The sequence below is a fragment of the Bacteroides sp. AM54-2NS genome (assembly GCF_003602935.1).
In the GTDB taxonomy this organism is placed as follows: Bacteria; Bacteroidota; Bacteroidia; order Bacteroidales; family Bacteroidaceae; genus Bacteroides; species Bacteroides xylanisolvens.
In genome coordinates this window covers 107,269-114,372 of record NZ_QTMZ01000022.1, presented here as the reverse complement: position 1 = coordinate 114,372, position 7,104 = coordinate 107,269, and the positions used below count along the sequence as shown (strand labels likewise).

Annotated in this window: 2 protein-coding genes and 2 pseudogenes; all 4 read right to left on the bottom strand. The window is 44.4% G+C overall.

What is annotated here, in order from left to right:
* Positions 1-295: 295 nt before the first annotated feature.
* A pseudogene (locus tag DXA05_RS14940) lies at positions 296-1,842 on the bottom strand (arylsulfatase).
* Positions 1,843-1,924: 82 nt separating this feature from the next.
* The gene (locus DXA05_RS14935; protein ID WP_128859324.1) at positions 1,925-3,088 is read right to left on the bottom strand and encodes a Xaa-Pro peptidase family protein; all 1,164 of its coding nucleotides are present in this window, start codon (positions 3,086-3,088) and stop codon (positions 1,925-1,927) included.
* Between the two features lie 231 nt (positions 3,089-3,319).
* A pseudogene (gene gdhA / locus DXA05_RS14930) lies at positions 3,320-4,656 on the bottom strand (NADP-specific glutamate dehydrogenase).
* Between the two features lie 216 nt (positions 4,657-4,872).
* Positions 4,873-6,984: a prolyl oligopeptidase family serine peptidase gene (locus DXA05_RS14925; protein WP_128859323.1), complete on the bottom strand. Its 2,112-nt coding sequence runs from the start codon at positions 6,982-6,984 to the stop codon at positions 4,873-4,875.
* Positions 6,985-7,104: the final 120 nt, after the last annotated feature.

The window sequence follows — 7,104 nt, the reverse complement described above, 5'->3', positions numbered from 1 at the left end:
AGGGTGAGGGGTGGTGAGGGTAGATTTATAACCTTTTATTTTATTATTTTCTATACTATCTCCTTTTTTATCTATAAAAAAAATACGAAAGTTATAAATCTACCCTCACCAACCCTCACCCTTGACCCATATCTTATAATAAAAAGATAACGGAGAATCTTAAAAACTCAATCATCTTTTTCAGATTTACCACAACGTTTCCAGAATACTCCATTATTTTATTCAAAACGGTACCGAAATGAATGAAACCTTGCTTTCTAACTGCTGATTACTCATTATTTCTTTATCCGCACGTTTACTGTTTGGGCAACGTCACCGAGAAATATGGATTGGGCGTATGTTGTTCGAAGATGATAGCTTTCATCTTTTCTACAACGTCCGGATGTTGGAGTGCTATATCAGTATCTTCGTGAATGTCCGTTTTTAAGTTGTAGAGGAACGGTGTTCCTTTTTTTACCACCATCTTCCAATCGTCCATACGTACGGCAATCTGGTCCGTTTCATCAAATTCCCAATACAGGAAATCATGTTTCTTCTGTTTTTTCTTACCCAGCAGTGTGGGAGCAAAAGAAATCCCATCGAAATAATCGACTTCTTTTTCTTTATTGCGATATTTCTTTTCGTAGTCCTTGATGCCGATCACTTCGCAGAATGTGGGCATTAAATCATAAAAAGCACAGATATGATCGTTCACTTTACCTGCCGGTATGTGCCCCGGCCAACGCGCGATAAACGGAATACGTATTCCTCCTTCATGACACTGGCGTTTTATCCACGTAGTTTTCCGTCTCTGCCGAAGAAAGTAGGGTCGGCTCCGCCTTCTTCGTGAGGGCCGTTGTCACTGGAGAAAATAACCAATGTGTTTTCGTCCAGCCCTTTCTCTTTCAGTTTTTTCAGAACTTCACCCACGTAATAATCCAGTCGGGTAATCATTCCTGCAAATTGAGCATGGGTGTGCGTAATAGCATTGTATCGTGAGCCTTCGCTTCCTTTAAACTCTTTGTCCGGGTTGAATTTGGCTTTGTATTCATTCAGGATAGAATCTTCCGGTTGAACGAGTTCCGCATGAGGCAAGGTGTAAGTCAATATGCCGAAAAACGGTTGTTGGTCGTCTTGTTGGTCCAGCCACTCCAATGCTTTCTGATGAATCATGTCGGCCGAGTATTGCGGACGTTTCTGGTAGTCGGGACCATACATCGGATATTTGATGTTTTCATTCATCACCACCCGCACCACTCCGGTGTCGCCCAACGCTTTACTATAACGGTTCAGGAAATTGGGGTAGTAAAGATGAGCCTGAAATTGGCAGATGTAACCGTAGTATTCATCTATTCCCCGTTTGTCGGGAGTAGAACGCGAGCCTTCATATCCTCCCGCCCATTTGCCGAACATACCCGTGGTATAGCCATTGTCTTTCATTATTTCCGGTAAGATTACATGGTCGGAATCATAAGGGTGTTGTCCTACTATCGAATATTCTTGGTTTTGCCCATACAACACGATCGGTACATTTTTCCAGTATTCTTTGTTGCCTCGCACCTCGCAGTGGCCTGAATGTTGCCCTGTCATGAATGAAGCTCTGGAAGGCGCGCTGACGGGACTGCCGGCGTATGCCTGTGTAAAACGCATACCTTCATTCGCCATCGTGTCTATATGAGGGGTGCGGATAAATGGTTGACCGTAACAGCCTAAATCTCCATATCCCATGTCATCGCAGAGAATGAAAAGAATATTGGGTGGAGTATTTGATTGGGGCGGTGTAGTGTTTTCCGGTGCTTTGTTAGTGGCTGTTGCAGCGCAGGTAACAGTGGACATAAGGGTTAGAATGAAAGGTTGTTTCATTGTTTTTGGGGGTTAAGTGTGTTATTATTAGTAGAAAAAGATGTGTCCGGCAAAGAACGGACACATCTTTTTCATCATCTGTTTAACTTAATTCAATGATTTCTTCATTGCAGTTCGTCAGCTTTTCTATTCCTTCATTGGTTACTACCCAAGAGTTTTCAATACCTACGGGGCCTACACCCGGAATAACGATTTTCGGTTCGAGGGCAAAGAACATGCCCGGTTCTAATTGTTGTTTCATGCGGGGAGCCAATACCGGAGCTTCATTAATTTCGAGTCCGATACCGTGGCCGATAAACTTGGCTTGTTGCCCTGTTCCCATAAATTTGTCGGCAAATCCGGCTTCTTTGGCTATTTCGGCAGCTGTGTCGTAAAGCACTTCACAAGCAATGCCCGGTTTGGCGATGGAAGCAATCTTTTCCTGAATATCCAAACAAACCTGATGGGCGGTGTAAGCCTCTTCGGGCAGCTTTCCTATTGAGAATACACGGCTCATATCGTTCATGTAGCCGTTGAAGTTACCTCCCAAGTCCACCATAACGCTCTGACCTTCCTTTAGCGGAGTTTTATTTGCTCCTCCCGGCAAAGCAGGATCAAGTCCCTGTCCACCTAAAGCAAAATCATAGGGCGAGGGGTATCCGGCATTGTCTCCGGTCAGTACGCTACCCATGAATATTTCCATGCTGCGTCCGAATACCCGGAAAATTCCGAGGCAACCTTGCAGACGCATCAGGCGTTCTATTTCAATGGAAAACTCGATGTCCGTCATACCGGGGCGATATACGCTTGGAATCTGCTCGTATGCCTTGGCGTGGGCAATGCCCGAACGGCGGAACATCTCAATTTCTACAGGTGTTTTTACGCTGCGTGCCTGACGAATCAACGGGGTGCCATTTACAACTTCTGCTTCCGGAAACAGGCTGGCCAGACGGCAATATTCCGTATAAGGGAGCTCGTCACCTTCTAACATCAGTTTGGTTGGCATCGGCAATCCTTGTTCTTTCAACAGGTCAACGATTTGTTCCGGTTTGCGAATCGAGAACGAATGTTCTCCTGTGATATTATTAGGGCGTTTGAAAAATAATAGTGCAGGCGAATGAAGGGGGAGGTAAAGATAGCCACTGACTACACAGCCATACGTGTAAATTAAATTTGCATTACAAGTGATAAGTGCGGCGTCAATGCCCTGTGACACCATCAGACTGCGAATCTTGTCACGGCGAAATTTCAATTCGGGTTGTAGCATTTTTTATTTATTACATGATTATTAATTACAAAACTATCAATGGTAAATTATTAGTTGTGAGTTGTTTATCTGATATAACAAATTCACAAACCATTATTTAACCTATCATGCCACAAAGATAATTAATTCCAGCGAAAATATTGTTAATCTCAAAAAATAGCGCTACCCGCGTCCTGTCACAGGAGGCGAGCAGCGCAAACCACAAATACAAATACAACTAAACAAAGTCTTCTAAATAACGCCTTGTCCCATCATTGCGTGAGCTACTTTCATAAATCCGGCAATGTTGGCACCCTTCACATAATTAATGTATCCGTCGGGTTCCGTGCCGTACTTCACGCATTGTGCATGGATGCCGTGCATGATTGCATGGAGCTTTTCGTCCACTTCGGCAGCACTCCAGCTAGGTGCATTGCGTTTTGAGACATTTCCAAACCGGAAGTGGCAACACCGCCTGCGTTGACCGCTTTACCCGGAGCATACATTATCTTATGTTCAATAAAGAGGTCGATTGCTTCGGGAGTACATCCCATGTTGGAAATTTCTCCGACGCAAAGTACGTCATTTTTTATGAGATTTTGAGCATCTTCTCCATTTAATTCATTTTGGGTAGCACAAGGAAGTGCGATGTCTGCTTTCACTTCCCACGGGCGCTTGCCTTCTACAAAGGTAGCATTCGGATACTGTTCTGCATAAGGTGCAACAATGTCATTACCCGACGAACGAAGTTCGAGCATATAGTCTATCTTTTCGCCGCTGATACCATCCGGATCGTAGATATATCCGTCCGGGCCGGAAATTGTAATCACTTTGGCACCCAGTTCGGTAGCTTTGGTAGCTGCTCCCCATGCAACGTTGCCGAAACCGGAAATAGCGACTGTCTTACCTTTTATATCAATACCTTTCGCTTGTAGCATCTGATTTACAAAATACAGACCACCGAAACCGGTAGCTTCCGGGCGAATCAACGAGCCTCCGAATTCTAATCCCTTGCCGGTGAATGTGCCTGTAAATTCGCGAGTCAGTTTCTTATACATACCGAACATATAACCTACTTCACGTCCGCCTACGCCGATATCACCGGCAGGTACATCCATATCCGGTCCGAGGTGACGCCATAACTCCAACATAAAAGCTTGGCAGAAACGCATGATTTCAGCATCACTCTTACCGCGCGGAGAGAAATCGGAACCTCCTTTTCCACCCCCCATAGGCAGCGTGGTCAGTGCATTTTTGAATGTCTGTTCGAAACCGAGGAATTTCAGAATGGAAAGATTGACGGAAGCATGGAAACGGATACCACCTTTATAAGGACCGATCGCATTATTGAATTGTACACGATAACCGAGGTTGGTCTGCACCTCGCCTTTGTCATCCACCCACGTCACACGGAAAGTGAAGATACGGTCGGGTTCTACCAATCTTTCTATGATTTTAGCTTTTTCAAATTCAGGATGTTGATTGTATATATCTTCGATAGAAAGAAGAACTTCCTTCACTGCTTGAAGATATTCAGATTCACCGGGATGCTTAGCCTCCAAAGAGGACATGATTTTCTGGATGTTCATGATACTATATTTTAAAAGGTTAATTCTGATAAAATGTCAACTAATTCACTGCAAATATAGGAAATTTTTTCAAAATTACTTGTTTTAATGCGGATATTTTGATTAAATAATGATAAAATGTCAATTTCTTCTGTTGGAAAACACAAAGCCCCGCAGCCTGTAATGTAAAATACAGGTTACGGGGCTTGTATGTGTTTATAAATAGGAAGTGCCGCTTTAGAATTTTGGTCTCATTCCTAGATTATACATGATGAATCCGTAAATATCAGCTTGTTCTTCCAGTACTTTAGCCATTGGTTTGCCTGCGCCATGCCCGGCTTTGCTGTCAATACGGATCAGTGTCGGATTGGTACCGTCGTTGTCGGCTTGCAGGGTAGCGGCAAACTTGAATGAGTGGGCAGGGACTACACGGTCGTCATGGTCGGCGGTAGTGACCAGTGTTGCCGGATATTTCGTGCCCGGTTTAAGGTTGTGCAGTGGAGAGTAGCCTTTGAGGTATTCAAACATCTCTTTGCTGTCTTCGCTTGTGCCGTAATCGCTTGCCCAGTTCCAGCCGATAGTAAATTTATGGTAGCGGAGCATATCCATCACACCTACTTGCGGGATCGCTACACGGAACAGGTCGGGACGCTGTGTCATGCAGGCACCTACCAACAGACCACCGTTGGAACCTCCTACAATGGCGATTTTATCTTTATTCGTATATTTCTGGTCGATCAGATATTCGGCAGCAGAGATGAAATCGTCGAATACGTTCTGTTTCTGCATTTTAGTTCCGGCTACGTGCCAGTCTTCACCGTATTCACTACCACCGCGCAGGTTTACTTGTGCGTAGATACCCCCATTTTCGAGGAATGGAATACGTGTGGCGCTGAAGCCCGGGTTGAGGCTGATACCGAAGCCACCGTATCCGTAGAGGAATACAGGGTTTTTGCCGTCTTTCTTCAAATCTTTCTTATAAGTAAGGAACATCGGAATTTTTACGCCGTCTTTGCTGGCGAAGAATACTTGTTCGGTCACAAAATCGTCCGAGTTGAATTGTACTTTCGGGGCACGATATAGTTCGTAGGTATTTTGATCCATGTCGTATTTGTAGGTAGCACCCGGGATGGTGAATGAAGTGAATCCGAAGAAACATTCTTTGTCGTCTTTGTTGCCGCTAAAGCCTACGGAACCGAGTGACGGCAGTTGGATTTCCTGGATTTGTTTGCCGTCGAGACCGTAAACGTATGCGTGGTTCGAGGCATCTTTGTCATAAGTAAGGAACAGTTTGCCACCGATCACTTCCGCATTTGAAAGAACAGCTTCCGATTCGGGTACGAGCTCTTTCCAGTCCTCCAGCTTCGGACGGTTGATGTCGGCTACCATGATCCGGTTTTTCGGTGCACCGTAGTTGGTATAAATATAAATCTGGTCGCCGATAACTTCAATCGGGTAATATTGGTAGTCGAGGTCTGTAGTCAGTTGGATGAAAGGTGAATTCGGTTTCTTCAAATCTCGTATAAACAGGTTGTTGCCTCTTCCGGCGCCGGATTCCGTTAGGAAGAGAATCCGTTCGTCTTCACTGGTGCTCGATGTGTAGAAACGTTTCGGATAAGCCGGGTTTTGATAAATCAGTTTATCTTTTGACTGTGGCTCACCGATTTTGTGATAATAGATTTTGTGATTTTCATTCACGTTAGAGAACTCTTTTCCTTTGGTCGGCGCATCATAGGCACTGTAATAGAAACCGTCTCCCTGCCAGGCGGCACCGGTAAACTTGGCCCATTCGATGTGGTCTTCCAGCAGTTTTCCGCTTTCGGTATCCATTACATAAATTTCAGACCAGTCCGAACCGCTGCGTGAAATACTGTAAGCGGTGTACTTGCCGTCGTTTGAGAAATAAAGACCGGTCAGTGCCACTGTTCCATCGTCCGATAGTTTGTTCGGATCGAGGAAAACACGCGGTTCACCGTCCAGTGAGTCCTGAACATAGAATACACTCTGGTTCTGCAGACCGTCATTTTTACTGAAATAATACTTTCCATGTTTCTTGATCGGGGCACTGATCTTCTCGTAATCGGCTAGTGTCGTCAATCGTTTCAGCAGATTTTCGCGGAACGGAATCTGGCTAAGATACTCATCCGTTACTTTGTTTTGTGCTTCTACCCAGGCAGTAGTGGCTGCACTGGTGTCATTTTCTAACCATCTGTAAGGGTCGGGAACTTGTGTGCCGAAGTACACATCTACAGTGTCTACCTTTGCCGTCTCGGGGTAGACCAGCTTTTTTTGTTGGGGAGCGCATGACATCACCATGATTCCACTCATTAATAAAGTTGCTTTTTTCATGTGAATAAAAAGTCTTTTTGAATAAACTTAAAGTTACAAATCTACAAAATAATAAGAGATAAACAAGTAAACTTTATAAAGAAGATGATGGAAAATGAGATTTAAAGAATTAACTTTGCA

Excerpts from the sequence above, each read along its gene's own strand:
- DXA05_RS14935 (WP_128859324.1), bottom strand. The coding sequence starts at position 3,088 with ATGCTACAACCCGAATTGAAATTTCGCCGTGACAAGATTCGCAGTCTG.
- DXA05_RS14925 (WP_128859323.1), bottom strand. The coding sequence starts at position 6,984 with ATGAAAAAAGCAACTTTATTAATGAGTGGAATCATGGTGATGTCATGC.